This window comes from Sphingomonas sp., assembly GCF_036269755.1.
Classification (GTDB): domain Bacteria; phylum Pseudomonadota; class Alphaproteobacteria; order Sphingomonadales; family Sphingomonadaceae; genus Sphingomonas.
The window spans coordinates 334,852-359,291 of the sequence record NZ_DATBDV010000004.1 but is presented as its reverse complement, the minus strand read 5'-3'; the positions used below and the strand labels follow the sequence as shown (position 1 = coordinate 359,291).

At 65.5% G+C, this 24,440-nt stretch carries 28 protein-coding genes; 10 read left to right on the top strand and 18 right to left on the bottom strand.

Annotation, left to right across the window (positions count from 1 at the left end; translation table 11 throughout):
• The first annotated feature begins 4 nt into the window (after positions 1-4).
• The 4 genes from VH326_RS04115 (at position 5) to VH326_RS04100 (ending at position 2,022) form a co-directional block, all read left to right on the top strand.
• Positions 5-412: a PTS sugar transporter subunit IIA gene (locus VH326_RS04115; RefSeq protein ID WP_329630521.1), complete on the top strand. Its 408-nt coding sequence runs from the start codon at positions 5-7 to the stop codon at positions 410-412.
• Between the two features lie 270 nt (positions 413-682).
• Positions 683-952 carry an HPr family phosphocarrier protein gene (locus VH326_RS04110; protein WP_329630520.1) on the top strand — a complete coding sequence of 90 codons (270 nt, stop codon included), beginning with the start codon at positions 683-685 and terminating at the stop codon, positions 950-952.
• 24 nt (positions 953-976) lie between these two features.
• Positions 977-1,204 carry a hypothetical protein gene (locus tag VH326_RS04105; protein ID WP_329630519.1) on the top strand — a complete coding sequence of 76 codons (228 nt, stop codon included), beginning with the start codon at positions 977-979 and terminating at the stop codon, positions 1,202-1,204.
• A gap of 17 nt (positions 1,205-1,221) precedes the next feature.
• Positions 1,222-2,022 (top strand): RNA methyltransferase, encoded by an 801-nt coding sequence (locus VH326_RS04100; RefSeq protein WP_329630518.1) that lies wholly within the window; start codon positions 1,222-1,224, stop codon positions 2,020-2,022.
• 1 nt (position 2,023) lies between these two features.
• Here the strand turns inward: VH326_RS04100 and VH326_RS04095 are convergent, their stop codons facing one another.
• The 5 genes from VH326_RS04095 to recR form a co-directional block, all read right to left on the bottom strand.
• Positions 2,024-2,860: a tetratricopeptide repeat protein gene (locus VH326_RS04095; protein ID WP_329630517.1), complete on the bottom strand. Its 837-nt coding sequence runs from the start codon at positions 2,858-2,860 to the stop codon at positions 2,024-2,026.
• A gap of 62 nt (positions 2,861-2,922) precedes the next feature.
• Positions 2,923-3,591: a tetratricopeptide repeat protein gene (locus tag VH326_RS04090; protein ID WP_329630516.1), complete on the bottom strand. Its 669-nt coding sequence runs from the start codon at positions 3,589-3,591 to the stop codon at positions 2,923-2,925.
• The gene (locus VH326_RS04085) at positions 3,588-4,940 is read right to left on the bottom strand and encodes a DNA recombination protein RmuC (RefSeq protein WP_329630515.1); all 1,353 of its coding nucleotides are present in this window, start codon (positions 4,938-4,940) and stop codon (positions 3,588-3,590) included. The genes VH326_RS04090 and VH326_RS04085 overlap by 4 nt, the downstream gene beginning before the upstream one ends.
• Before the next feature lie 170 nt (positions 4,941-5,110).
• Entirely contained in the window at positions 5,111-5,635 is a 525-nt protein-coding gene (def, locus tag VH326_RS04080; protein WP_329630514.1) for a peptide deformylase, read from the bottom strand.
• Between the two features lie 49 nt (positions 5,636-5,684).
• Entirely contained in the window at positions 5,685-6,281 is a 597-nt protein-coding gene (gene recR, locus VH326_RS04075) for a recombination mediator RecR (protein ID WP_329630513.1), read from the bottom strand.
• A gap of 161 nt (positions 6,282-6,442) precedes the next feature.
• On the opposite strand from recR, the gene fmt reads away from it, so the two are divergent.
• Positions 6,443-7,378: a methionyl-tRNA formyltransferase gene (gene fmt / locus VH326_RS04070; RefSeq protein ID WP_329630512.1), complete on the top strand. Its 936-nt coding sequence runs from the start codon at positions 6,443-6,445 to the stop codon at positions 7,376-7,378.
• Positions 7,375-8,115 (top strand): tRNA pseudouridine(38-40) synthase TruA, encoded by a 741-nt coding sequence (gene truA / locus VH326_RS04065; RefSeq protein WP_329630511.1) that lies wholly within the window; start codon positions 7,375-7,377, stop codon positions 8,113-8,115. Before fmt ends, truA begins: the two co-directional genes overlap by 4 nt.
• Here the strand turns inward: truA and VH326_RS04060 are convergent.
• The 5 genes from VH326_RS04060 to VH326_RS04040 all read right to left on the bottom strand — a co-directional run bounded on the left by VH326_RS04060 (position 8,112) and on the right by VH326_RS04040 (position 13,701).
• Complete coding sequence (locus VH326_RS04060) at positions 8,112-9,281, bottom strand: class I SAM-dependent RNA methyltransferase (RefSeq protein ID WP_329630510.1); 1,170 nt, start codon at positions 9,279-9,281, stop codon at positions 8,112-8,114. The two genes, truA and VH326_RS04060, sit on opposite strands and share 4 nt — an antisense overlap.
• A complete protein-coding gene (locus VH326_RS04055) occupies positions 9,278-10,672 on the bottom strand; it encodes an NAD(P)H-hydrate dehydratase (protein ID WP_329630509.1) in 1,395 nt (464 codons plus the stop codon). Before VH326_RS04055 ends, VH326_RS04060 begins: the two co-directional genes overlap by 4 nt.
• Complete coding sequence (locus VH326_RS04050) at positions 10,669-11,061, bottom strand: hypothetical protein (protein ID WP_329630508.1); 393 nt, start codon at positions 11,059-11,061, stop codon at positions 10,669-10,671. Before VH326_RS04050 ends, VH326_RS04055 begins: the two co-directional genes overlap by 4 nt.
• 60 nt (positions 11,062-11,121) lie before the next feature.
• A complete protein-coding gene (locus VH326_RS04045) occupies positions 11,122-11,928 on the bottom strand; it encodes a 4-(cytidine 5'-diphospho)-2-C-methyl-D-erythritol kinase (RefSeq protein WP_329630507.1) in 807 nt (268 codons plus the stop codon).
• A gap of 114 nt (positions 11,929-12,042) precedes the next feature.
• The gene (locus VH326_RS04040) at positions 12,043-13,701 is read right to left on the bottom strand and encodes an electron transfer flavoprotein-ubiquinone oxidoreductase (protein ID WP_329630506.1); all 1,659 of its coding nucleotides are present in this window, start codon (positions 13,699-13,701) and stop codon (positions 12,043-12,045) included.
• A 106-nt stretch (positions 13,702-13,807) separates the two neighbouring features.
• Between VH326_RS04040 and VH326_RS04035 the strand changes: the two genes are divergently transcribed.
• From VH326_RS04035 to moaB, 3 genes are all read left to right on the top strand, one after another.
• Positions 13,808-14,533 carry a uracil-DNA glycosylase gene (locus VH326_RS04035; RefSeq protein WP_329630505.1) on the top strand — a complete coding sequence of 242 codons (726 nt, stop codon included), beginning with the start codon at positions 13,808-13,810 and terminating at the stop codon, positions 14,531-14,533.
• Positions 14,530-16,275 carry a lytic transglycosylase domain-containing protein gene (locus VH326_RS04030; RefSeq protein ID WP_329630504.1) on the top strand — a complete coding sequence of 582 codons (1,746 nt, stop codon included), beginning with the start codon at positions 14,530-14,532 and terminating at the stop codon, positions 16,273-16,275. Before VH326_RS04035 ends, VH326_RS04030 begins: the two co-directional genes overlap by 4 nt.
• A gap of 109 nt (positions 16,276-16,384) precedes the next feature.
• A complete protein-coding gene (gene moaB, locus VH326_RS04025; protein ID WP_329630503.1) occupies positions 16,385-16,912 on the top strand; it encodes a molybdenum cofactor biosynthesis protein B in 528 nt (175 codons plus the stop codon).
• 1 nt (position 16,913) lies between these two features.
• Here moaB and VH326_RS04020 read toward each other — a convergent pair whose 3' ends face one another.
• Together VH326_RS04020 and VH326_RS04015 are read right to left on the bottom strand one after the other, a co-directional pair.
• Positions 16,914-17,411, bottom strand: coding sequence for a YbjN domain-containing protein (locus VH326_RS04020; protein ID WP_329630502.1), 498 nt, complete (start codon positions 17,409-17,411; stop codon positions 16,914-16,916).
• A gap of 66 nt (positions 17,412-17,477) precedes the next feature.
• Positions 17,478-17,828 carry a VOC family protein gene (locus VH326_RS04015; protein WP_329630501.1) on the bottom strand — a complete coding sequence of 117 codons (351 nt, stop codon included), beginning with the start codon at positions 17,826-17,828 and terminating at the stop codon, positions 17,478-17,480.
• A gap of 52 nt (positions 17,829-17,880) precedes the next feature.
• Between VH326_RS04015 and VH326_RS04010 the strand changes: the two genes are divergently transcribed.
• The gene (locus tag VH326_RS04010; RefSeq protein WP_329630500.1) at positions 17,881-18,951 is read left to right on the top strand and encodes a PA0069 family radical SAM protein; all 1,071 of its coding nucleotides are present in this window, start codon (positions 17,881-17,883) and stop codon (positions 18,949-18,951) included.
• A 292-nt stretch (positions 18,952-19,243) separates the two neighbouring features.
• Here VH326_RS04010 and rutA read toward each other — a convergent pair whose 3' ends face one another.
• The 6 genes from rutA to VH326_RS03980 all read right to left on the bottom strand — a co-directional run bounded on the left by rutA (position 19,244) and on the right by VH326_RS03980 (position 24,413).
• On the bottom strand, positions 19,244-20,305 hold the full coding sequence (rutA, locus tag VH326_RS04005) for a pyrimidine utilization protein A (RefSeq protein WP_329630499.1): 1,062 nt from the start codon (positions 20,303-20,305) through the stop codon (positions 19,244-19,246).
• Positions 20,306-20,309: 4 nt separating this feature from the next.
• Entirely contained in the window at positions 20,310-21,095 is a 786-nt protein-coding gene (gene rutD / locus VH326_RS04000; protein WP_329630498.1) for a pyrimidine utilization protein D, read from the bottom strand.
• 91 nt (positions 21,096-21,186) lie between these two features.
• Positions 21,187-21,570, bottom strand: coding sequence for a pyrimidine utilization protein C (rutC, locus tag VH326_RS03995; RefSeq protein ID WP_329630497.1), 384 nt, complete (start codon positions 21,568-21,570; stop codon positions 21,187-21,189).
• A gap of 17 nt (positions 21,571-21,587) precedes the next feature.
• Positions 21,588-22,064: a hypothetical protein gene (locus VH326_RS03990; RefSeq protein ID WP_329630496.1), complete on the bottom strand. Its 477-nt coding sequence runs from the start codon at positions 22,062-22,064 to the stop codon at positions 21,588-21,590.
• Positions 22,061-22,777 (bottom strand): pyrimidine utilization protein B, encoded by a 717-nt coding sequence (rutB, locus tag VH326_RS03985; protein WP_329630495.1) that lies wholly within the window; start codon positions 22,775-22,777, stop codon positions 22,061-22,063. The genes VH326_RS03990 and rutB overlap by 4 nt, the downstream gene beginning before the upstream one ends.
• A gap of 37 nt (positions 22,778-22,814) precedes the next feature.
• Positions 22,815-24,413, bottom strand: a complete 1,599-nt coding sequence (locus VH326_RS03980) for a long-chain fatty acid--CoA ligase (RefSeq protein WP_329630494.1) — start codon at positions 24,411-24,413, stop codon at positions 22,815-22,817.
• Positions 24,414-24,440: the final 27 nt, after the last annotated feature.

Below are 24,440 nucleotides of genomic sequence, written 5' to 3'. Positions count from 1 at the left end.
CAGCATGATCGGCCTGGTATTGGTGACGCACGGGCGTCTGGCGTCCGAGTTCGTGACCGCGATGGAGCATGTCGTCGGCCAGCAAACGCAGATCGCGGCGATTGCGATCGGCCCCGACGACGACATGGAAGCGCGCCGCGCGGACATCGCCGCGGCGATCGCCGAAGTCGAGGCGGGCAAGGGCGTGATCCTGCTGACCGATTTGTTCGGCGGCACGCCGTCCAACCTCGCCATTTCGCTGCTCGAACGCGGGCGAGTCGAAGTGATTGCCGGGATCAACCTTCCGATGCTGATCCGCCTCGCCTCGGCGCGCAAGACGATGAAGGTGGTCGACGCCGTGATCGCGGCGCGCGAAGCCGGTCGCAAGTATATCGCGGTCGCCTCCGAAGCATTGGGCGAGGCCGCTGCGTAGGGTTCAAACTCAACTAGGATGGGGATCGTGATCGCCTGGACAAGTCCACCGACGAGGAGCGCAGCGCAGCCGCGCAGCCGACGCTGCGCGCCAGCAAGCGACGAAGCTCGGTGGGCTTGTCCAGGCGACCGCTTCGCGGCAGGCCGATTTTGGCGCCAGGCGTTGTCGTTTCGTCGGTCACGATGTCTCAACATCGCTCCCTCCTCACTCCTAGCCCAACACCAAAATCGGCTCCGTCACGACCCCATCCTAGTTGAGTTTGAACCCTAAATGCCGGTCAGCCGTAGCGTCCAGATCGCCAACAAGCGTGGCCTGCACGCCCGCGCCTCCGCCAAGTTCGTGACGCTCGCCTCTACTCAGCCGGTTGAAATTACGGTGGTCAAGGACGGTCCCGGTGTCACCGGCACATCGATCATGGGGCTGATGATGCTCGGCGCGGCGATGGGCGACACGATCACCATCAGCGCCGACGGCGACGGCGCCGAAGGCGCGGTCGGCGCGCTGTGCGAATTGGTCGAGGCGAAGTTCGGCGAGGAATGAACCCGGGCGGCGCGAGTAGGACGAATGCTGCGACACGATCTGGAGACACTGCAAATGCTCGAAGTGCTGCGCGATGCGCTGGCGGCCAACAACAACGTGCTGATGGCGCGAATCTGCACCGCTGGGCAAAAGATCCCGAACGAGCGCGCAATCATCGCGGCCGACGAACTCGGCATTGCCGTGCGCGGTGCCGAGGACGGCGAATTCTACGTCCAGCCCTGGACCAACATCGCGTGGATCGCGGTGTCGTGAGCCGATAAACGCCGCCGATGCCTCGCGAGATCACCGCTTTTTCGAATACATTGGTCAAGCGCGTCCGCAGCTTGCGCGACAAGAAGCATCGACGCGCGGAAGGGCTGTTCCTCGCCGAGGGCCTGCGCATCCTCACCGAAGCGCGCGAGGCGGGCCGAATCCCGCATTACCTGTTTTTCACCGCCGAGGGCGCGAGGCATCCGCTGGCGGTTACGCTGATCGATGCGGTCGAAGGCGCCGGCGGCGAGGCGATCGAGACCAGCCACGACATCCTGTCCAAGCTGTCGGGCAAGGACAATGCGCAGTCGGTGGTCGGCGTGTTTCCCGAATTCACCACGCCGCTCGCTGAGCTCGACCGCGATGCGTCGCCGATCTGGCTCGTCGCCGAGCGATTGCGCGACCCGGGCAACCTCGGCACGATCCTGCGCACCGGCGACGCCGTGGGCGCGGGCGGGCTGATCCTGATCGACGATTGCGTCGATCCCTTTTCGGTCGAGGCGGTGCGCGCGAGCATGGGGGCGCTGTTCACCGTGCCGATCGCGCGAGTGCGCTGGGAGGAATTCGTGCCGTGGCTGCGGAGCGGGCCGGCGCAGCTCGTCGGGCTCAGCCTCCAGACCGACACCGACTATCGCGGCGCCAGCTATGCCGCGCCGACGTTCCTGCTCACCGGGAACGAGGCGCAGGGCCTGCCCGAGGCGTACGAGGCGGAGTGCGACGTGCTGGTCAAGCTGCCGATGCTGGGCAAGGCCGACAGCCTGAACGCCGCGGTCGCGACGGCGGTGATGGCGTACGAGGTGCTGGCGCAGCTTCGCGGCTAAGCTAGACCGTAAGTTTGCGTTGCTTCTGGATATATTCGATTTCGCCGGGCGAATCCTTGTCGGCCGGGTCGACAATCAGGCATTTGCGATACGCCGCCTCGGCGGCATTGAGGTCGCCGAGCTCGACCAGATCGTACCCCATCCCCTTGAGCGCGATGCACCGCTCTTCCTTGACCCGTCCAGGCGTCAGGTCGGCCGCCGCTTCCGACCGGCGATAGGCGTCGAGCGATTCGGTGAGCTTCTTCTGCTTCATCAACCCATATCCCAACTCGTTGAGATAGCGGGAGCTTTGTGGCGCGAACCCCACCAGTCGCTGCAATGCCGCCGTGGCGTCGGCATAACGTTCGAGGTCGATCAGCGCGAATGCGGTGACGTATTGCGCGCGGCACCAATCGGGCTCGATCGTCACTGCCTCGCGGCTCGCTTTGGTAGCGTCGGCGCGGTAGGCGGCCGACTGCTCCGGTGTGACGGCGCAATAGATCTGGCGCTTTTCGCCGGCATATCGCTGCTCGAAATCGGCCAGCACCGGGCGCATCAGTTCGACTGCCTTGCCGGGGTCCTTCGCGCGGATCGCGGCCATCCCGCTCTCGAACTTGGCGTCGAAGCTCGATCCGCCGCGCGGCAGGCCACGGGTGGCGATCGAAGGAACATCACGACGTGCGGCGTCGGCGCGCGAGTCCGTGTCGACATGGCGATCGCGCTGCGCGTCCTTATCGCGCGTAGGCGTGTCGCTCGATTGGCCCGGCGGCAGTTGCCGCACGGTTTGCGCCGACGCGGGCGAAGCCGCCATTGCCGACAGTCCAAGCGCCAAAACCAACGCACCGGCTCGTACCATCATCGCCTCAACTCCGACGAATCGATCGGCTCAACGATCCGCTATCTCCGTAATCGGCGCAAGCGTCAGGTCGTCTTCTTGCGCCGCTCGGCGATGTAGAGGAGCTCGTTCTTCGCGTGAGCATCGTCGGGATCGAGCTCGAGGCATTGCCGGTACAGCTTCTCTGCCTCATCGAGCTTGCCCAATTCGGTCAGCGCATAGCCTTGGCAGTGCCACGCGAGCGCGGTTTCCTTCTTCCTGCTCTCGTCGCTGGCAAAGCCGACCACGCCCTCCGCGCGCTTGCAGCTGTCCAGCATCATCGGCCAGTTCTTGTCATAGCGATAGCTTTGCCCCAGTTCGCTCAGGAAATGGGCGTGGAACGGCGCCAGCGAGACGACGCGTAGGTAGACCGCGCGCGCATCGGCGATCCGATTGAGGTCGATCAGCGCGAAGCCCTTGAGATATAGCGCGGTGCAATAACCGGGAGCCAGGGCGACCGCGCCCTTCTTGTCCGGATCGGGCAAGGCCATGTAGGCGATCGTCTCGGCCACCGACATGCCGCAATACAGGTGCCGCTTCTCCTTCGCCTGGTCGGCCTCATAGGCGACAATCACCGGAGCCAGCGCATCGAGCGCTTCCTGCGGCCGGCCCGCGGTAATCGACTGAAACGCCGCATCGATCTTTGGCGATTGTACGTCGTCGATCGATTGTGCCTGCGGAGCGGCGAGCGCCAACAGCACGGCGAGCAACGTCATTGGCTTTCCCCCTTGTTGGCCGAGTCTTCAAGCAGTGGTGTATCGCCATACCGTGCCAGCGTTTCGACCGGAGCGACATCCTCAATCTCGCGCGCGCCCGGCTCGATATTGAGGTCCTTGAGCTTGCGCGCGGTGACCAGCGTCCGGCTTTCGAAGCTCGATACGAAAGCATTGTAATTGTTGACCGCGCTGGTCAGCCCGCCGCCGACCTTCTTGAGGTCGGAAGCCGCCTTGGCGAGGCGGTCATAGAGTTCCTTGCCGAGTTCGCCGATCCGCCGCGCCTCACCCGCGAGCTTCTCCTGCCGCCATACCGCCGCGACGGTGCGCGCGATCGCGATCAGGTTGGTCGGTGTGGCCAGCAACACGCGCCGCTCGAACGCGAAATCCCACAATTTGTGGTCCTGTTCGAGCGCGGCCGACAGGAAATGCTCGCCGGGAACGAACATGATCACGTAATCGGGCGCCGTCGGGAATTGCGACCAGTAGGCCTTATTGCCTAGCGCGTTGATGTGCGCGCGCATCGACGCGACGTGGCGATCGAGCCCCGCGACTCGCTCCGCGTCGTCGTCCGCGCCGAACGCGTCCTGATAATCGTTGAGCGACACCTTGGCGTCGATCACCAGCGAATTGCCCCCCGGCACATGGATGATGACATCGGGCCGCAGCCGCCCCCCCTCACCGTCCGCGACGCTGACTTCGGTCTGGAAATCGGCATGTTCGCTCAAGCCACAGCTTTCGAGCACGTTGCGCAACTGCTGCTCGCCCCAGCGGCCACGCGCCTTGGGAGCGTTGCGCAACGCATTCACCAGCTTCGACGCCTCGGCGCGAACCGATTCCTGGCCGGTGCGCATCGCCTCGATCTGGCCGTGGAGCGTGCCGAATGCGTCACGCCGCTCGGATTCAACCTTAGCGACGCCTTCTTCGTAGCGTTGCAGGCGGTCGTGGACCGGCTGGAGCAGCGCCTTCAGGCTCTGGCCGCTGGTTGCTTCCGATTCCTTGAAGCGTTCGTCGGCGCGCTGGAGGAATTTCGCTTGCGCATCGTCGAGCAGTTTCTGTCCGACCTCGGCGAATTGCCGTGCCAGCACGTCCTTGGCCGCCACCATTTCCGCCATCCGCGCCTCGAACCCCGCCTCGCGCTCGCGAGACGCAGCCTGGTGCGAATCGAGCGCGCGCATCGCGGTATCGCGCTCGGCGGTGACTTCGATGAGCAGTCTTCGCGTCAAATCATGCTGGTCGGCATGGACCTTGGCCGCGGCAAGCTCGGCGACCCCATGGCGCGACGCGAGCAGCCAACCCAGCGCCAGCCCGACGAGCAGCGCGATGACCGCCGCGAGGATCACCATCGTCATCGGGCCTGTCCGCCAATGTTCCCAATGTTCGCACTCACGCGCGCGCGTGCGCGGAGGAAACCGCGATGGCGACTGCGGTCAGGATAGTGGCGGAACGGCGATTGGGTCATACCCCCGGGGAACATAGATCGAACAGGCGATGTAGGACAGGAGAATTTTCGTGCGCGCGGTCAGCCCGCCTTCCGCAGCTTGGCGAGCTTCTTCATCAGGATGTCTCGCTTGAGTTTCGAGATGTGGTCGGTGAACAGCACGCCGTTGAGATGATCGATCTCGTGCTGGATGCACGTTGCCATCAGGCCGTCCATTTCCTCTTCGTGGCGAACGCCGTCGCCGTCGAGCCATTGGACTCGGCAGCGCGCCGGGCGTTCGACCTCGGCATATTGCTCGGGGATCGACAGGCAGCCTTCGTTGTATTTCGAGGTTTCGTCGCTAACCGACAGTAATTCCGGGTTTATGAACGTCACGGGACGCCGCACGGGGTCGCCGCCTTCTTCCTCGGGCTCCTGCAGGTCGATCACGACGAGTCGTTGCTCGATCCCCACCTGAGTCGCCGCAAGCCCGATACCGCGCGCGTCGTACATCGTCTCGAGCATGTCGGCGAGCGTGGCGCGGATGTCCGAGTCGACCGCGGCGACGGGCTTGGCGACGGCTCGCAGGCCGGGATCGGGAACTTCGAGGATGGTCAGGATCGTCATGCGGGCGAGCTAGAAAAGCCCCTGCCTCGCGTCAACCCGATCGGTGACGTCAAGCAATCGGCCGTCGCGCGCGCATCGCCTGGGCGAGCGTGCCTTCGTCGAGGTAATCGAGCTCGCCGCCCACCGGTAGCCCGTGGGCAAGTTGGGTAAGGCGCACCGGGAAGCGCTCGACCCGCTCCGCGATGTAATGCGCGGTGGTCTGCCCTTCGAGCGTGGCGTTCATCGCCAGCACGACCTCGTCGATTCCGCCCGCCTCGACTCGCTGGACGAGCCGCCCGATGCCGAGATCCTCGGGCCGCACGCCATCGAGCGCCGACAGCCGCCCACCCAGCACATGGTAGCGCCCCGGGAACAGCCGCGAGCGTTCGAGCGCCCACAAATCGGCGACTTCCTCGACCACGCAAAGGCTACGCTGATCGCGGCGCGGGTCGGCGCAGACGCTGCACGGGTCGCTGGTGTCGATATTGCCGCAGGTCGAGCACGTCGCGAGGCGCCGGTCGACCGCCTCGAGCGCCGAGAGCAACGGCGCCAACGCGCCCTCCCGCTTCTTGAGCAGATGCAGCACCGCGCGCCGCGCCGATCGCGGCCCCAAGCCGGGGAGTCGCGCCAGCGCCTGAGTCAGCGCCTCGATTTCCTGCGATGCCATGGCGGGAACAGATAGGGTCTAAAACCGTCGCCGTCATGCTGAACTTGTTTCAGCATCCACCGCGATCAACGACGTCAGCGCTTGTGGAGAGATGGACCCTGAACCGAGTCCCGGGTGACGGCGGGGTTGAGTTGGATCGCGGCCGCCCCCAAAGCACGCCGATGCGGATCGTCTTCATGGGAACGCCGGAGTTTGCGGTGCCGACGCTCGATGCGCTGGTCGCCGCAGGACACGACATCGTGGCGGCATACAGCCAGCCACCGCGGCCGGGCGGGCGACGGGGGCGCGAGTTGGTGGCCTCCCCGGTACAGCAACGCGCCGAGGCGCTGAACATCGAGGTGCGGACGCCCGTGTCGCTCAGAACTGCCGAGGCGCAGGCCGAATTTACCGCGCTCGACGCCGATATTGCCGTGGTTGCCGCTTATGGCCTGATCCTCCCGCAGCCGATTCTCGATGCGCCGCCCCACGGCTGCCTCAACGTCCACGGATCGCTGCTGCCGCGCTGGCGCGGTGCGGCGCCGATCCAGCGCGCGATCCTGGCGGGCGACGCCGAGACCGGAATTTGCATCATGCGAATGGAAGCGGGGCTCGATACCGGGCCGGTATTGCTCGAGGAGCGCACGCCGATTGGCCCTTATGACACTGCGGGTATTCTTTCCCATCGGTTGTCACAGATCGGCGCTAAGCTAATGGTCAGGGTTCTAAATAACCCCTCTGCATATCCGCCAGTCGCTCAACCCGACGACGGCGTCACCTACGCATCAAAAGTCGACAAGGCCGAGGCTAGGGTCCGTTGGGACCGAGGCGCGCGCCAAGTCGACCGACAGATTCGCGCCTTCAATCCCGCGCCTGGCGCTTGGTTCGAATACGGCGGAGAGCGGATTAGAGTCCACACGGCCAGAGTACAAAGCGCACCAGATGATCCGGAAAACATCAACTTTCTGGCCGAGCCCGGCTTAGTCCTCGACGATCAACTAGCGGTTGGTTGCGGCGTCGGGGCGATCAGACCTGACACCGTCCAGCGGGCGGGACGTGGCGTCATGACTGCTCAGGAATTGCTCCGCGGATTCCCCATTCCTATCGGTGCACGCCTTTGACTCGGTTCGCGCTGCGGCTCGAATATGACGGCCGCCCCTTCATGGGCTGGCAGCGGCAGGACCATGGGCCGAGCGTGCAGGCCGCGGTCGAGCGCGCGGCGAAGGACATTACCGGCGAGGAGGTGGTGGCACATGCCGCCGGGCGCACCGACGCCGGGGTGCATGCGATCGGCATGCGCGCGCATGTGGACATTGCGCGGCCGATCGCGCGGTTCCGGTTGATGGAGGCGCTCAACGCTCGGCTGCGACCCGATCCGGTTGCAGTGCTGGCGTGCGAAGCGGTGGCCGACGATTGGCACGCGCGCTTTTCGTGCATCGCGCGGCATTACCAGTACCGCATCGCCATGCGCCGCGCGCCGCTGACCTGGGAAAAGGGGCTGGTGTGGCGCGTGCCGCACGATCTCGACGCCGGCGCGATGCAGGAAGCGGCGCAGGTTCTGGTCGGGCGGCACGATTTCACCACCTTTCGCTCGGCGCATTGCCAGTCGGACAGCCCGGTCAAGACGCTCGACCGGCTCGACGTGACGCGCGACGGCGACCGGCTGTCGGTGTTCGCCTCGGCGCGGTCGTTCCTCCACCACCAGGTGCGGTCGATGGTCGGATGTCTGGCGCTCGTTGGCGAGGGGAAATGGTCGAAGGCCGATCTCAACACGGCGCTGGAGGCGGTGGACCGGAGCGCATTGGGGTTCAACGCCCCGCCCGACGGGCTGTATTTCGTCCGTGCGGATTATCCTTAGCGGCTGAATCGCGCCGCCAGCTCGACATGAGTCGACCAGCGGAACTGGCCAACCGGCTGGATCCAGTCGAGCCGATAGCCACCATCGCACAACATCAGAGCATCGCGCGAGAAACTGCTGGGATTGCAGGAGACATAGGCGATGACCGGCGTTCGCGCTGCAGCCAGGGCCTGCGTCTGGTCGCGCGCGCCGGCGCGGGGCGGGTCAAGCACGATCGCGTCGAAACGACCGAGCTCCTCGAGGGTTAGCGGCCGACGGTAGAGGTCGCGGTGGTCGGCGAACACCTGCCGCCCGGCACCGCCTGCGGCGCCCTTCAGCGACAGGATCGCGTCGCGTGCTGCTTCGGCGGCGTAGACCCTGGCATCGAGCGACAGCGCGAAGGTGCCGAGTCCGGCGAACAGGTCGGCAACGGTGCGGGCGTCGCCCAAACTCTGGCGCACCGCCGCAACCAACGCGGCCTCGCCGTCCGCGGTCGCCTGGAGAAACGCGCCATGCGGGAACGGCACAGGCACGCCGCCAAGTGTCACCGTGACTGGCTCGGGCTCCCAACGCGTTTCGGGGCCGAGCCCTTCGTCGATTGCGAAGCGAGCCACTTCATGCTGCTGACAGAAGGCGATGATCGCCTCCGCCGCCGTCAGCCCGTCCGCTCGCATGCCGACGAGGAGATCGACGCCTTGATCGCACAACGTCATCTGGACATCGCAGCGCCGCCTCAACCCGAGCCGCGCGAGCAGTTTGCGTAGCGGCGCCACCAGGACGAACAGTTCGGGCGCGAGGATATGGCATTCGCGCATGTCGATGACGGCATGGCTCGCCTCGGCGCTGAACCCGATCTGCACGCCCGGCTCGGCATGCAGCGTCGCGCGCCGCCGCGTTTTGGGCGGCGACAGGATCGGCCCCCGAATGTCGGCCTCGAGGTCGTGCGCGGCCAGCGCGCGGGCGATGCGATCGACGATGAACTGCGCATAGCTCGAATCGTCGAGATGCTGGAGCTGACACCCGCCGCATTCGGGGAAGTGGCGGCATGGCGGCACCTGGTGGTGCGAGCCCGGCGTGACCGAGCCGTTCTGATTGAGCGTATCGCCAGGCGCCGCGAACGCCGCGTGGCGCCCGTCGGCGGTAACGCCATCACCACGCGCCGCGACTCGCACAATCGTACCGCTCACAGCGATCCCCGCACCGCCGACAACTCGCGCACCAGGTCGTCGGCGATGAACGCGCCGCCGAGCCACCGCGCCGCCTCGGCGTGGAGCCAGACGGCCGCCTCGGGCGCCTTGCCCGCTGCCAGCATCGCGCCGACGGCGCCCGCGAGGACGTCGCCAGTGCCCGCAGTGGACAGCCAACTGTTCGCTGCGGGCGCGACAAGGGTGTCTCCGGCGGGTGTTGCGATCACCGTGTCGGGGCCCTTGAACACGACCGTCGCGCCTGAGCTGGCAGCAGCGCGTCGCGCCGCTTCGATCTTGCTGCCTTGGTAGTCGCCGAACAGCGCCCTGAACTCGCCGGCATGCGGCGTAAATACAGTGCCGCCTTTGCGTTCCGTCAGCGCTTTCATGCGCGGGCCATCAAGCAAGTGCAGCGCGTCGCCATCGATCACCAACGGCCCATCGGTCGCGATTGCGGCGTCGAGCTTAGCGATGGCATCGTCATCGCGCCCGAGGCCGGGGCCGACGACAATGGCGGTGGCCTTCTTGGCTTCCAGCGCCTCGTTCAACGCGTCGCGCGACCAAGGCTTGCGAACCAGTGCATGCGGCGATCCGGGCGGCGTCTCATCAGCGAACAGCAACGCGTAACCCGCACCGCTGCGCAGCGCCGCCTCAGCCGCGAGCGCGCTAGCGCCGAGCATCGCGCCGCCGATCACCACCACCAACCCACGCGAATATTTGTGCGCGTCGGTCGGCGGTGCGCCGAGGTCGGGACGTGCGATGACATGGCACAGGCTCGAGATATCGCCGAGACCGATATCGAGCACCCGCACGGTGCCACATTGGGCGGCGGCAGGTTGGAGCAAGTGCGCAGGCTTGAGCGCGCCTAGCGCAAGCGTGATATCGAACGTCGGGAGGTTGCCCGGCGTCGCGCCTTCGTCCGTCGTCACACCGCTCGGAAGATCGACGGCCAATGACAAGTTGGCGCTTCGGGTCAGCCGCCCGAGGGCGGTTTGCAACGCAGGATCGAGCGGTCGCGACAGGCCGGTGCCGAACAGAGCATCCACCACGATGGGCGCGTCTTTGCCATCCGCGATCGATTCGACCGGACCGTCCCAAGCACGCCGCGCCGCGATTGCGGCGTCGCTCTTGGTCTCGCCGCTGGCTACAACGCGCACCGATACGCCGTTGGCCTTCAGCACGCGCGCCGCGACATAGCCGTCGCCGCCGTTATTGCCCGGGCCGCACAGCACCAGCACCGGCGCGCCGGCCGCTAATCGGCGCACAGCTTCCGCGACCGCCGCCCCGGCTCGCTCCATCAGCGCCTGCACACTCGTGCCCGCCGCAATCGCGCGGTCCTCCGCGGCACGCATTTTCGCCGCGGTCAGGATTGGTTGGCCGTCGATCGGGATCACTTCGCTGCCTTGGCCTTCACCGTCGCGGGCAGGCGATAGCGGTCGCCGCCGATCGCGACCTCGATGCGACCGTCGCCGATCACCGTGACCTTGGCCGGCTCCGCGCCATCGGCGGCGATCACGCCGCGACCGTCGTTGACGACTTGAAGCCGGTGGAATCCGCCGTCGGGGTTGCGGACGGTCAGCGTCAGCCCTTCCGCCGATTGCGTTCGGTCGACCGTGCAATTCCGCGCGAAGTCGGGGGTGCCGGCGGGGGCGCAGTCAATCTTCTCGTCGCTCGTGACTTGCGCCTGGGCGTTGTCGACCGCGTTGGCGTAGCTGCCGCGATCGGCCTGGGTGCCGCACGCCGCCAGCGGAAGGGCAAGCAGGATCGTGCTGGATATCCGCATGTGCGCCTTCCCGAGATTACGGTGTCTTGCGATGCGGCGGGCATAGCGCCGCAGCCGATCTCACGCGAGCGCCGATTCGAGGCACCACCAATCCGGATGCGCGAGCGCGATGCTCGCGTGCGCATCGGCTCGCGCTTGTTCGCTCTCGAACAGCGCGAAGCACGTCGCGCCCGAGCCAGACATGCGCGTGAGCGTCGCGCCGACCTGCGCCGACAGCAGGTCGAGCACATCGCCGATCGCCGGCGCGATCGCGCGGGCGGGCGCTTCGAGGTCGTTGCGGCTTGCCGCGTCGGCGACGAGCGGGCCGCGGTCGATGCCGTCCCATGCTGCAAACGCGGACGCGGTGGATACCGCAACGCCGGGATTGACCAGGAGGATCGGGCGGCCGGCCAGGCCATCGACCGGCTCCAGTTGCTCGCCGCGCCCTCTGCCATAGGCGCTGCGCCCTAGCAGGCACGCCGGCACGTCCGAACCGAGCGCGAGCGCGATCTCCGCCATATCCTCGGGCACGACGCCGCGCAGCCGTCCAAGCGCGCGCAGGATGGCCGCGGCATCGGCCGACCCGCCGGCGATCCCCGATGCAACGGGGAGCCGCTTGTCGAGCGTGATTGTGAGCGGCGGCAGGGCGCCGAACGCTGCGGCGAACGCGTCACGCGCGGCGAGGACCAGGTTGCCGCTCTCCCCCGCCAGCGCATCGGCGAACGGGCCGGTGATCGTGAAGCTGTCGTGGCCGGCTTCGGCGACGGTCACGCTATCGCCGTCGCGGCAGAACGCAAACAAGGTCTCGATCTCGTGATAGCCGTCCGGCCGCCGCGCGCGGACGTGGAGCGCGAGGTTGATCTTGGCGGGGGCGAGTTCGGCGATCATTTGGTCTTCCAAAGACCCGCCGCGGCAAAGCCGCGTCGTCGGCCAGCGCCTATGCGCTGCCGGCCGGACGCGCCTTGAGGCTCGATGTAGCTTCGCTGCATCTTGCCCGGCGCGTCACATATTCGGATAATTGGGTCCACCCCCACCCTCGGGCACCACCCAGACGATGTTCTGCGTCGGATCCTTGATATCGCACGTCTTGCAGTGGACGCAGTTCTGCGCGTTGATCACGAACTTGGGATTACCCTCTTCCTCGCCGACGATCTCGTACACCCCCGCCGGGCAGTAACGCTGCGCTGGCTCGTCATACATGGGCAGGTCGTATTCGACCGGGATGTCGGGGTCCTTGAGCGTCAGATGGACTGGCTGGTCCTCCTCGTGGTTGGTGTTCGAAATGAACACCGACGCCAGCCGGTCGAAGGTCAGCACGCCGTCGGGTTTGGGATAGGCGATCGGCTTGACCTGGTCCTTGCGCCACAGCGTCGTGTGGTCGGGATGGTGCTTCATCGTGAAGGGCATGCGGATGCGCCAGCTTTCGAGCCACATGTTGATTCCGGCGAGGATCGTGCCCAGTCCTTCGCCATATTTCTCGACGAGCGGGAGCACGTTGCGAACGACGCGGAGCTCTTCCTTGACCCAGCTCGAATCGAATGCGGTGCCGTAGCTCGTCAGTTCGTCGCCCTCGCGGCCGGCGGTGACGGCGTCGTAGGCGGCTTCGGCTGCCAGCATTCCCGTCTTCATCGCAGTATGGGTGCCCTTGATCCTCGGCACGTTGAGGAACCCAGCGCTGTCGCCAACCAGCGCCGCCCCGGGCACCACCAGCTTTGGGATCGATTGATACCCGCCGTCGCTAATCGCGCGCGCGCCATAGGATACGCGCTTCCCGCCCTCCAGGATCGCCGCGATCGCTGGGTGCGTCTTCCAGCGCTGCATCTCTTGGAACGGCGAGAGGTAGGGGTTGGAATAGTTGAGCCAGGTGACAAAGCCCAACGCGACCTGCCCGTTGGCTTGGTGATAGAGGAACCCGCCGCCATTCGAACCGGTCTCGCTGAGCGGCCAGCCCTGCGAGTGGATGACTCGGCCGGGCGCATAATTCTCCGGCTTGATGTCCCACAATTCCTTGATTCCGAGGCCATAGACTTGCGGCTCGCAATGCGCACGGAGGTCGAAGCGGTCGACCAATTGCCGCGTCAGGTGCCCCCGCGCCCCTTCCGAAAAGAAGGTGTACTTGGCGTGGAGCTCGAGCCCCGGTTGGTAGTCGGGCTTGTGGCTGCCGTCGCGCGCGACACCCATATCGCCGGTGGCGACGCCCTTCACCGTACCGTCGTCGGCATAGAGGATTTCCGCTGCCGCGAACCCGGGGAAAATCTCGACGCCCAGCTCCTCGGCCTGCCCCGCCAGCCAGCGGCACAGATTGCCCAAGCTGCCGGTGTAGGTCCCCTTGTTATGCATGAAGCCCGGCGAGATAAAGTCGGGTAGCGAGAAGCGGCGCTTCTTAGTCAGCACCCAATGCTGGTTGTCGGTGACCGGCACCTCAGCCATAGGGCAGCCCTTGTCGCGCCAGTCGGGGATCAGTTCGTCGAGGCTGCGCGGATCGATGACCGCGCCCGACAGGATATGCGCGCCGACCTCCGAGCCCTTTTCCAGCACGCAGACCGATATCTCCCCGCCCTTTTCGGCCGCGATTTGCTTGAGGCGGATCGCCGCCGACAGCCCCGCCGGGCCAGCGCCGACGATCACCACGTCGTACGGCATCGACTCGCGTTCGCTCATCCCACTCCTCCTCGGCGCCAGTCATCGCGCGACGACAACGGCTCGTCCCCCAAAGCGGTGCCCGTGAATTGACCCCGCCGTCAACTATCGAGTCTATGGGCGCGACATGGGGGCGGACCAGCACAGCGATTGGCGCTTGAGCGTCGCGAGCGCGCTCGAATGGTGGCGCGACGCGGGGGTCGATTGCGAGATCGACGAAGCGCCGCGCGACTGGCTGGCGCGGATGCCGGCGGCCGAGAAGCTTCCGGCCGCCGTGCGCGAAGCCGCGGCCGAAGCGACGAGACTACCCGAGACACTCGCCGAATTCGCCGCGTGGCGGATCGGCGCGGCGGCGCCCGAGGCCGGATGGCCGGGCAAGGCGCTGGGCACCCAAGGCGATGCGGCGACCGGCCTGATGATCGTGGTCGACATGCCCGATCGCGAGGACGACGCGGCGGGTGCGTTGCTGTCGGGGAGCGCCGGACGATTGTTCGATCGCATGCTCGCCGCGATCGGCCGCGACCGGCAATCGATCTATCTCGCCGCGCTCGCGGTCAAGCGTCCGCCCGCCGGCCGCGTGACCGATGAGGCGGCGCAATCGCTCGAGGCGCTGATCCGTCATCATCTGTCGCTTGCGGCGCCGAAGCGCGTGCTCGCGCTCGGCAATGCGGCGAGCCGTGCGATCACGGGGCTGGATGTCGCCAATGCCCGTGGAAGTTTACGCGCCGTTAATCATGATAGCGGGACAAGTGAGGTCGTGGCGAGCTTTCACCCGCGCTTCCTGTTGGAGCGGCCTGCGGCGAAGGCCGACGCCTGGAGGGACCTCAAGTTGCTGATCGGGGGATTGAAGTGAGATTAGCGCGTTTTCTGGCCGCCACTGCGCTGGCGCTGGCACCGGTGCTTGCCGCCCCGGCGTTCGCCGCTGGCGACCCGCCCGGCGGCGCCGCCGTGATGACTCGCGGCATCCCGTCGCAACTCGATTCGGATCAGCGCGCGGGCTACGCCGCGGTATTCAAGGCGATCCATGAGCAGCGCTGGGCCGACGCGCAGATTCAGCTGACCGCGATGAAACCCGGCCCGCTTCACTCGATCGCCGCAGCCGAACTCTACCTCGCCAAGGGCTCGCCAAAGGTCGACAGCGATCCGTTGCTCCAAGTGCTGGCCAACGCGCCCGAACTGCCCGAAGCGCCGGCGCTCGCCCGCATCCTGGCGTCGCGTGGCGTCGTCGCGCCGGCGCTACCGCAGGCGCAGCGGCTCATCTGGGTCAACGGTGCCTCGACACGCGGGCGCGCCAAGGCGACCAAGCTCGACCTCGTCGCTGCCGACCTCGCGCTCAAGATGCAGCCGCTGATCAAGGACGACAGGGGCGCCGAGGCGCAGGCTTTGCTCGAAGCGACCCCCAACCTCACCCCCGAAGCGCAGATCGAATGGCAGCAGCGAGTCGCGTGGATCTATTTCCTGCAGGGCGACGACGCCAACGCGCGGATGATGGCCGCCAAGGCACAGATCGGCAGCGGTGACTGGGCGGTCCAGGGCGAATGGGTCGGCGGGCTCGCTGCGTGGCGCCAGGGCGATTGCACTGCCGCGAGCGACGCCTTCACCGCGGTCGCGGCGCGCGCGAGCGACATCGAGTTGCGCGCGGCGGGACTTTACTGGGCGTCGCGCGCCGACATGAAGTGCGGCAAGCCGCAACTGGTCGAGGGGCGTCTCAAGAATGCGGCGCAGCTCGACGAGACCTTCTATGGCATGCTCGCGCGTCAGCAGCTCGGCATCAAGGAAACGCAACGCCCGACCGACGAACTGATGCTCGCCGATTGGGACAAGCTCCAGAACCGCCCCAATATCCGAGTCGCCGCGGCTCTGGTCGAAATCGGCGAGACCGACCTCGCCGACGACGTTCTCAAGCAGCAGGCCAAGATCGGGCCCGCGAGCGAATATGCCGCGCTCGTTCGCCTGACCGACACGCTCAACCTGCCCGAGACTTTGATGTGGCTCGGCAACAATTGCCCGCAAGGCACCACGCCGCCGACGATCGCGCGATTCCCCGCGCCGAAATGGGCGCCCGATGGCGGATGGAAGGTCGACAGGGCTTTGGTCTACGCCCACGCGCTCCAGGAATCGCGGTTCCGCAAGGACGTGATCAGCCCGGCGGGGGCGTACGGCCTGATGCAGATCATGCCGGCGGCGGCGGTCGATTATGCGCGCGAACGCGGCATCACCGTCGAGCGCACGCAGCTCGCTTTGCCGTCGGTCAACATGGCAGTCGGCCAACGCACGCTCGAGCGGCTGAGCACGCAAAGCTTCACCGGCGGGTCGCTGATCAAGGTGATGGCGGCGTACAATGCCGGCCCGGTACCGGTCGCCGAGTGGAACGCGATCGTGAAGGATGGCGGCGATCCTCTGCTCTACATCGAATCGATCCCTTATTGGGAGACCCGCGGCTACGTGACGACGGTGATGCGCAATTACTGGATGTACGAAGCCAAGGAAGGCCGCCGCGAGTCGCCGAGCCGAGCCGCGCTGGCAGAAGGGTTGTGGCCGAAATTCCCCGGGCTGCCGGGGCCGAGCGTGGTTCGGCTGACTGCCGCTAAGTAGTTTTTTGTCTGTCCTCACCCTTCCCATCGCCTAATGGCGATGGGGCCCCTTCCCTCTCCCGACGGGAGAGGAGGGTGGCGCGAAGTGTCGGAAGGGTGAGGACCGAGATATGCCGATCGATGAAGCGCGGCAATTCATTCCCGTCCGGACAGCCGTCCTGACGGTATCCGATACACGCGGACCGGCTGACGACAAATCGGGCGATACGCTGGTCGAGCGGCTGACGGCGGCCGGGCACGTGCTCGCCGACCGCGCGATCGAGCGCGACGACCTCGATGCCATCATCGAACGCCTCGCGACCTGGATCGCCGACGCCGAGATCGACGCGATCCTGACCACCGGCGGCACCGGCGTGACCGGCCGCGACGTTACCCCCGAAGCGATCGAAGCGGTCGCCGAGAAGATGATCCCCGGGTTCGGCGAACTGTTCCGCTGGCAAAGCTACCAGACAATCGGCACCTCGACGATCCAATCGCGCGCGTGTGCGTGCGTCGCCGGCGGCACGTACATCTTCGCGTTGCCCGGATCGACCGGGGCGGTGAAGGATGCGTGGGACGGAATCCTCCGCGATCAGCTCGACAGCCGTTTTCGCCCCTGCAATTTCGTCGAGTTGATGCCACGGCTTACCGAGCGCTAGATCACTTCTTTCCCGGCGTAGCCGCGTCGCGCTTTTCGGCGATGAACTTGATCAGATAAGCGTCCGTCGAGCCGTACCAATCGATATAGTCCTTGAAGTTATCGAACGTCATCTTGCCGAGACAGGACACATCGAGAAATTCCGAGAGATCGCCGTCGCTATCGATCGCGACTTTGAGAAACCGCCTGCCGGCGTTCCACTCGTTCGCCATCGCGACGGTGAAAAACGGCTCTTTCTTGTACCAGCTGTAGAACTGCAACGAGTCGCACCCGACCTTGTCCTTGCAGCCGTAAAAATTGACCTGAAATCCGTTCCCGCCGATCCCGCTCTCGATATAGCTGTCGCCGTTCTTGCCGACCTTGATCTCCGCCTTGTAACCCGCCTCGCGCATCAATGCGGCGACATTCTCAATGCTGCTGACATCGACGATGCGATCCGCCGCCATCGCCGGCGCCGCGGCGAAGATCGCCGCTGCGGCCAAGATAAGTCTAACCAACATATGCCCCCCTTTGTAGCAACGCATTGTGCCGCGCCGTTATTCCGCAGCGGAGGCGGATGTTCAACGTCATTCGGCGCTCGACGGCACCTGCTGCATCGCAGCCAGTTCGTTGCCGTTGGGGTCGCGAAAATGAAAGCGCCGGCCGCCGGGGAAGGCGAAGATCGGCTGGCTGATCGTGCCGCCCGCCGCGGTCACTGCGGCCTCCGCCGCCTCCAGATCGTCGACCTCGATCACCGCCAGTGGTGCGGACGTCCATTGCGAGCGGTCGCCGTTGAGCCCGAGGTCGGTCTCGCCGGTCATCGTCGCCGCATAATCGCCGCCGAAATCGGTGAAGCTCCAGCCGAACGCGGCCGAAAAGAACGCCTTGGTCGTTTCGGTGCTTTGCACCGGCAGTTCGACGTAATTGAGCTTCGCCATATCCACCTCCAATGTTCTTGCTATGTTCTACCGCGCACGATACGCCGTGGCAATGGCAAAGGCCCGTCCCGTTCGCGGCGCGACGCATAATCGCGAGAGCACGCGCTTCGGTCTGGCCGAGCGCGAGGCCGATGGCGATTGGCTCGACGCGCAGGACTGGATCGACGGCGCCCCTCCCCCGCTGCGGACGACCGTGACGGTCGAGACGCCGCGCACGATCATCACGCGCAACCAGTCGCCCGACATCGGTTTCGACCGCTCGATCAACCCCTACCGGGGTTGCGAGCACGGTTGCATCTATTGCTTCGCGCGACCGAGCCACGCGTATCACGATCTGTCGCCGGGGCTCGATTTCGAAAGCAAGCTGTTCGCCAAGCCGACCGCGCCGCAATTGCTCCGCGAGGAATTGTCGAAGCGCGGCTATGTCTGCCGCCCGATCGCGTTCGGCACCAACACCGATCCGTACCAGCCGATCGAGGCGCAGTGGCGGATCACGCGCGAGTGCATAAAGGTGCTGGCCGAGACCGACCATCCGCTGACGATCACCACCAAGTCGGATCGCGTGGTGCGCGATATCGATCTGCTCGAGCCGATGGCGCGAAAGGGACTCGCGTCGGTGGCACTGTCGATCACCTCGCTTGACGCCAAGGTGGCGCGCACCGTGGAACCGCGCGCGCCACACCCCGAACGCCGGCTGACCGCGGTGCGGCGCTTGGCCGATGCCGGCATCCCCGTCCACGTCTCGATCGCCCCCGTCATTCCGGCGATTACCGATCACGAGATCGAGCATATCGTCGAGCGCGCGGCAGAGAGCGGCGCGCGCGGCGTGTTCTTCCTCCCCGTCCGCCTGCCCCACGAAGTCGCCCCGCTGTTCCGCGCTTGGCTTGACGAGCACTTCCCCGACCGCGCGGGCAAGGTGATGGCGATCATCCAGTCGCTCCGCGGCGGCCGCGACAACGACCCCGATTTCTTTACGCGAATGCGCGGGAGCGGACCGTGGGCGGAGTTGTTGCGGACGCGCTTCCAGATCGCGGTGACGAAGCATGGGTTGAACAAGGAACGATTGGCAGTGCGTAGCGACTTGTTTCGGCCGCCAAGGGGCGCGCAGGGGGAGTTGTTTTAGTTACCGTTCTTCCTGGGCCCAATCGTCCCGCTGTAATGACCACGGACCGCCGACTGCGGCGCGCGTGGCAGACCAACCGGGAGAAAGGTTCGCAATTTCATTTAAATCTGAGTGCAAATTTATGACTTCTGACATCGCGACTACCAGCGTTTTGCGCATATCGGTCGGCTGACCATCTAAAATGCCCATGAATGGTCGTCTTCATAGTGCGTTACCATGAGCACGGGGTGCCCTTCAAACACCGACTGGCACGCAATGCACGCGGTGTTCGGCACTTGGTCAAACTTCCAAGTCACTTCTGCCGACTCTTCATCAACGGCTGAATCTTCGTCCCGAAATCTTCGACCCCCTGGATGAAATCGTCGAAGGTTAGCAGCACGCCACCGGTATTCGGCACCTCGGCCATTTCGTCGAGCATCCGCGCGATACTGGCATAACTCCCGACCAGCGTCCCCATGTTGATATTGACCGCCCCCTCGGGCGCGGCGAGTTGGCGGACGTTGGTGGTGGCATTGACCTTGTCGGCGGCGCCCTGATTGGCGAGCCAGGCGATCGCGTCGTGGTCGACGCCGGCGTTGATGTGCTTCCACCGCGCCATCGCTTCCTCGTCGGTGTCGGCGGCGATGATCATGATTAGGACGAACACCGACACGTCGCGCCCGGTCTTGGCGGTCGCTTCCGCGAGGCGGGTGTTGTTCGAGGCGAACGCGGTCGGCGTGTTGACGCCCTTGCCCAGACAGAAGGCATAGTCCGCCCATTTGGCCGAGAACGCCAACCCCTCGTCCGACGAGCCGGCGCAGATGATTTTCATGTCGCCTTCGGGCTTGGGGCGGACGAGGCAATCATCCATCTGGTAGTACTCGCCCTTGAAGTCGCTCCGCCCAGTTTCCCATAATTCCCGTAGGATACGGGCATATTCATCCAACATTTGGTAGCGGTTGCGGAAATGCTCGTCGCCGGGCCACAACCCCATCTGGCTATATTCGGGCCGCTGCCAGCCGGTGATCAGGTTGAGCCCGAACCGCCCGTGGCTGATCGAATCGATCGTGTTGCACATCCGCGCGGCGAAGGCAGGCGGGATGACCAAGGTCGGGCACGTCGCGTAGATCTTGATCTTCTCGGTCACCGCGGCGAGGCCCGCCATCAGCGTGAAGCTCTCCAGGCCGTATTCCCAAAACTCGGTCTTGCCGCCGAACCCGCGCAGCTTGATCATCGACAGCAGGAAATCGAGCCCGTGCTTCTCCGCCGCCTGCGCGATCTGTTTGTTCATGTCGAACGACGGCATGTATTGCGGCGCGTTCTCCGAAATCAGCCAGCCATTATTGTTGATGGGCACGAAAACGCCGACTTGCATGGGCTTAGCTCCTGAGAAAATCGAGGACGATGCGGTTGAATGTATCGGGATCGGTGACGTTGCAGGCGTGGCCGCCCCAGTCCATCAGCGACAGTTCGAAATTTTCGTTGGCGGCGGCCAGCGCTTCGGACGCGGTGTACGGCGCAAGGACGTCGTCGCGTGCGCCGAGCGCTAGCGTCGGCGTCGTAAGATCGGCGATCCACGGCGTCGCGTCGAACGCTGCGATCGCGGCAATGCGGGCGCGGAGCGTGTCCACGGGCTGGAAGTGGGCGACGTGGCTCGCGGCCTCACCGTCGAGCCGTTGGCCGTTTTCGGCGATCCAGCTTGCCGGGAACAGAAAGATCGGTTGCGCCGCGAGATAGGCTGTCGGGCCGCCGTCATTGAGAATATGCAGCCGCGCGTCGAAGCAGCGCAGCGTCACTGGGTCGGTTTTCGCCCAGCCATTGACCACGACCAGCTTGTCGAGTCGATCGGGCGCGATCCTCGCCAGCGCAAGGCCGACGATCCCGCCGAGCGCATGTCCGATCAAGTCGGCGCGATCGAGGCCGATACTGGCCATCAATGCGATCACGTCGCGCGCCATGTCGTCGATGGCGATCGGGTCCGGGATGGCGGAGTCGCTCTTCCCGGTGCCGCGATGGTCGTAGACGATCACTCGATGCCGCTCGGCGAGCGCGGAGAGATTGGGCGCCCAATATCCGCCCGAACCGCCCAAGCCGGCCGAAAGGATTAGCGCCGGCGCGTCAGCCGGGCCATGCGCTTCATAGTAAAGGCCCCCGGCGTGTCCCATTTACGCCTCCCCGGCGAAGGCCGGGGCCCAGTTACGAATGGTCCGATGCCGGGCCCCCGCCTTCGCCGGGGGGGCGTATTGACCTGAAGCGTCAGCCAATGTGCGCGACCGAGGCGATCTCGACCAGGCAATCGGGCTTCACCAGATCGCATTTGATGCAATAGCGGGCTGGCTTCGCGCCCGGAAAATATTCGGCGTACACCTGGTTGAACGCAGCATAATCGCCCAGGTCCTTGAGGAAGATGTGGTTCATCGCGACGTCGCTCATGCTCGCGCCGGCCGCCTTGAGCGTCGTCTTGATCACCTCGAGCACGTGCCGAGTCTGCGCCGCGGCGTCACCGACATGGAGCACCGCCCCGCCCTCGCCCAGCGCGAGCACGCCCGACACGTAGACGGTGTTCCCCGCCTTCGCGCCGGCCGAATAGGGCGCGATCGGGGTCGGAAATTGCGGCGGGTTGATGGGCTCGAAAGGCATCTGATTCTCTCCGTTTCTCACTGCGAGCGTCTAGGACGCGCCAAGTTTTCCTCGCGCGAAACCTCACGCCGCATCATTGCTAGAAAGCTCGGCATATCTGGCGTGTGGATATCGGCGACAGCCCATCGGCCGCGCGTGGAAACGAGATCGACGACAAATCGACCCACCTTGTCGTTGCGCAAGAATGTCGTAACTCGGGCGCCGCCGCGGGGCGTCGACTCAACGCTTGTTCTAAGGACGCGATAGTTGGTCGCGGTGTCTTGGCAGTCGCAGAATGGCACCGCGTCGATCGCCCCAATTTCTCCCTTGGCTGCTGCATCGTCGCGTTCGATCAAGCGCCGTAGTTCGGGAACGTATCGCACCAAGCGATAATTAAACTTGCCGGGAATGCGTCGGTAAATCGCCTGGACATACGCCTTTGCGGCATCCAAGCGCGTTGCCGCGGGCTCGCCTGACACTGAAGCAACAAAAGCAAAAGCGAGCAAGGCGCTCATCGCGCGATCTGGCCGAAACTGCCGCAAAAATCGGCGACGGTGCTGACCCAGCCGAAGAATTTTTCGACATTGTAGACCGTCGCGTCCTGCATCGCTGGCGGGCCGAGATGGTGCGTCGCGTCCTCCAGCATCACCCCGAAATATTCGAGGTGGAAGCCGTCGCGCAGCGTGCTTTCGACGCAGACGTTGGTGGCGATGCCTACGAACACGATGTTGCGGATGCCGCGCGCGCGCAGCGTCGAGTCGAGCTGCGAATTAAAGAAGGCGGAGTAGCGCGTCTTGTGGAGCGTGATGTCGCCGGGCTGCGGCTTGAGCGCGTCGACCAGCTCGTAATCCCAGCCGCCGCGCGCGAGCAATTGCCCCGCAAGCTCGGGCCGCCCTCGCATCGTCTTGAGCGCGTTGGACTTGTGCCAATTGGGCGACCCCGGCCCGCCCGCTTCCTTGTAATCGGCATCCCAGCCGTTCTGCAGATAGACCACCTGCACCCCCGCCGATCGCGCCGTCTCCAGCACCGTCGCGATCTTGCCGATCGTCCCGGCGGCCCCGGCGATGTCGAAACCCGCGAGATCGACGTATCCGCCCTCGCTGGCATAGGCGTTCTGCATGTCGATCACGACCACAGCAGTCTCATGGGGCGCGAGCCGCAGCGCTTCGGGCCGCGCCGCCAACGTCACGCCATTTTCGCCGGCGTTGCCGGTCGTCACCATGTCCATTTAGACGAGCCTGACGCGGTGCGGCGCGAAAGGCAAGTCAGGCGGCGCTCGCCAGCTTGTAATCCTTGTATCGCGCGCGAAGCTCGGTCTTGAGAATTTTGCCCGTCGCGGTGTGCGGCAATTCGTCGACAAACAGAACCTCGTCGGGCAGCCACCATTTGGCGACGTGCTTCGCTAGATGAGTGTTGATCTCGTGCGGGGTCACGTCGCTGCCCGGTTTGCGCACGACGAGCAGGATCGGCCGCTCGTCCCATTTCGGGTGATACACGCCGATCGCCGCCGCTTCACCCACGCCCGCGCAGCCGACGGCTGCATTTTCGAGGTCGACCGAGCTGATCCACTCGCCGCCCGACTTGATCACGTCCTTGGCGCGGTCGGTGATCTGCATCGTCCCGTCCGGATGGAGCACCGCGACATCGCCGGTGTCGAACCATTGATCGGCATCGACCGCGTCGGCCTCGGCCTTGAAATACCGCTTCACCACCCACGGCCCGCGGACCTGGAGCCGCCCCGAGCTGATCCCGTCGCGCGGCTGCACGCGATCGTCATCGTCGAGGACGCGCAATTCGATACCAAACGGGATCTGGCCCTGCTTGCTGACCAGATCGAGTTGCTCGTCGAGGGTCATATCGTCCCAGTGCGGCGGCGGGGTGCCGGCGGTGCCGATCGGCGAGGTCTCGGTCATCCCCCATAGATGCTTGACGGTGACGCCCATCGCCATGATCCGCTCGATCATTGCGCGCGGCGCAGCCGATCCGCCGATCGTCACTTGCTCAAGGTGCTGCGGCGCCTCGCCGGTGGCGTCAATATGCTGGAACATCGCCAGCCAAACTGTTGGAACACCAGCAGAATGGGTGACCTTCTCCTGGTTCATCAACCGGCAGATCACGTTAGCTTCGTTGGTCGCCGAATAGACGAGCTTCGCCCCTGCCAGCGCACAAGCGAACGGCAGGCCCCAGGCGGCGGCGTGGAACAGCGGGACCACCGGCAGCACCACCGCGCGCGGGCTGAGGTTGAACACCCAGGGGGCGACTTCGGCCATGGCGTGGATCATCGTCGAGCGATGTTCGTACTGCACCCCCTTGGGATTGCCCGTCGTGCCGCTGGTATAGCAGATCATGCACGGGTCGCGTTCGGAACCCTCGTGCCAGACATAGTCGCCATCCTCGGCGTCGAGCAGCGCCTGGAAACCGTCGGAGCCGAGATCGTCGAACGCGACGTAGTGTTCGATCGAGGTCCATTGCGGCTTGAGCCGATCGACCAGCGGCTGGAACTGCCTGTCGTAGAACAGAACTCGATCCTCGGCATGATTGGCGATGTAGATCAGTTGCTCGTCGAACAGCCGCGGATTGATCGTGTGGATCACGCCGCCCATCCCGATCGCGCCATACCAGGCGGTCAAATGGTGATAATGATTCATCGCCAGTGTCGCGACTCGATCGCCCGGCCTGATCCCCCACTTCTCAAGTCTTTGCGCGAGCTTCCTCGCGTCGCGGTGGATGCCGGCCCAATTGGTCCGCGTCTCGCGCCCGTCGGCCCAATAGCCGACCAGCTCCCGACCGCCATGCTCGCGCGCCGCGTGATCGAGCAAGCGCATCACGCGCAACTCGAAATCCTGCATGGCGCCCAGGCTCATCTTACTCTCCCGCTTGTCGTGGCGGGC

Coding starts and splice junctions, on each gene's coding strand:
- VH326_RS04035 (WP_329630505.1), top strand. CDS start 13,808: ATGGGGGCGGACCAGCACAGCGATTGGCGCTTGAGCGTCGCGAGCGCG.
- VH326_RS03980 (WP_329630494.1), bottom strand. CDS start 24,413: ATGAGCCTGGGCGCCATGCAGGATTTCGAGTTGCGCGTGATGCGCTTG.
- fmt (WP_329630512.1), top strand. CDS start 6,443: ATGCGGATCGTCTTCATGGGAACGCCGGAGTTTGCGGTGCCGACGCTC.
- VH326_RS04090 (WP_329630516.1), bottom strand. CDS start 3,591: ATGACGTTGCTCGCCGTGCTGTTGGCGCTCGCCGCTCCGCAGGCACAA.
- VH326_RS03990 (WP_329630496.1), bottom strand. CDS start 22,064: ATGAGCGCCTTGCTCGCTTTTGCTTTTGTTGCTTCAGTGTCAGGCGAG.
- def (WP_329630514.1), bottom strand. CDS start 5,635: ATGACGATCCTGACCATCCTCGAAGTTCCCGATCCCGGCCTGCGAGCC.
- rutC (WP_329630497.1), bottom strand. CDS start 21,570: ATGCCTTTCGAGCCCATCAACCCGCCGCAATTTCCGACCCCGATCGCG.
- rutA (WP_329630499.1), bottom strand. CDS start 20,305: ATGCAAGTCGGCGTTTTCGTGCCCATCAACAATAATGGCTGGCTGATT.
- VH326_RS04020 (WP_329630502.1), bottom strand. CDS start 17,411: ATGTTGGTTAGACTTATCTTGGCCGCAGCGGCGATCTTCGCCGCGGCG.
- rutB (WP_329630495.1), bottom strand. CDS start 22,777: ATGGACATGGTGACGACCGGCAACGCCGGCGAAAATGGCGTGACGTTG.
- recR (WP_329630513.1), bottom strand. CDS start 6,281: ATGGCATCGCAGGAAATCGAGGCGCTGACTCAGGCGCTGGCGCGACTC.
- VH326_RS04095 (WP_329630517.1), bottom strand. CDS start 2,860: ATGATGGTACGAGCCGGTGCGTTGGTTTTGGCGCTTGGACTGTCGGCA.
- VH326_RS04115 (WP_329630521.1), top strand. CDS start 5: ATGATCGGCCTGGTATTGGTGACGCACGGGCGTCTGGCGTCCGAGTTC.
- rutD (WP_329630498.1), bottom strand. CDS start 21,095: ATGGGACACGCCGGGGGCCTTTACTATGAAGCGCATGGCCCGGCTGAC.
- VH326_RS04105 (WP_329630519.1), top strand. CDS start 977: ATGCTGCGACACGATCTGGAGACACTGCAAATGCTCGAAGTGCTGCGC.
- moaB (WP_329630503.1), top strand. CDS start 16,385: ATGCCGATCGATGAAGCGCGGCAATTCATTCCCGTCCGGACAGCCGTC.
- VH326_RS04015 (WP_329630501.1), bottom strand. CDS start 17,828: ATGGCGAAGCTCAATTACGTCGAACTGCCGGTGCAAAGCACCGAAACG.
- VH326_RS04085 (WP_329630515.1), bottom strand. CDS start 4,940: ATGACGATGGTGATCCTCGCGGCGGTCATCGCGCTGCTCGTCGGGCTG.
- VH326_RS04040 (WP_329630506.1), bottom strand. CDS start 13,701: ATGAGCGAACGCGAGTCGATGCCGTACGACGTGGTGATCGTCGGCGCT.
- VH326_RS04045 (WP_329630507.1), bottom strand. CDS start 11,928: ATGATCGCCGAACTCGCCCCCGCCAAGATCAACCTCGCGCTCCACGTC.
- VH326_RS04050 (WP_329630508.1), bottom strand. CDS start 11,061: ATGCGGATATCCAGCACGATCCTGCTTGCCCTTCCGCTGGCGGCGTGC.
- VH326_RS04010 (WP_329630500.1), top strand. CDS start 17,881: ATGGCAAAGGCCCGTCCCGTTCGCGGCGCGACGCATAATCGCGAGAGC.
- VH326_RS04100 (WP_329630518.1), top strand. CDS start 1,222: ATGCCTCGCGAGATCACCGCTTTTTCGAATACATTGGTCAAGCGCGTC.
- VH326_RS04110 (WP_329630520.1), top strand. CDS start 683: ATGCCGGTCAGCCGTAGCGTCCAGATCGCCAACAAGCGTGGCCTGCAC.